General features: G+C 57.4%; 1 protein-coding gene. It reads left to right on the top strand.

Features of this window, described 5'->3' with window-relative positions:
- Positions 1 to 47: 47 nt before the first annotated feature.
- A partial coding sequence (locus SB772_RS43185; protein ID WP_410838920.1) for a nitroreductase family protein occupies positions 48 to 256 on the top strand: 209 nt, incomplete at its 3' end.

The following is a 256-nucleotide window of genomic DNA, read 5'->3' as shown; positions in this document are numbered from 1 at the left end:
CGTTGATATCATCCCTCGTCCCGGTTGAAGTAGAGGACCCGACGAGCGTGCAAGCCGCCATTGAGGGTCGTTTCTCTTGCCGGGCGTTCCTGCCCAACAAAGCTGTGGCCCAAAAGGACATTAAAGAGATACTCTGCGTCGCAAGCCAAGCAGCGTCAGGTACGAATACCCAACCCTGGAAGGTCTATGTTCTGCAGGGCGAACGTCGGGACACCCTTGTCAATGAGGTCTGCGCGGTGGACGACGCTGTCTACGC

This window comes from Paraburkholderia sp. SIMBA_030, assembly GCF_046535245.1.
Taxonomy (GTDB): Bacteria; Pseudomonadota; Gammaproteobacteria; order Burkholderiales; family Burkholderiaceae; genus Paraburkholderia.
Note: the sequence above shows the minus strand (reverse complement) of the source record. Positions and strands in the feature narration are given on the sequence as shown.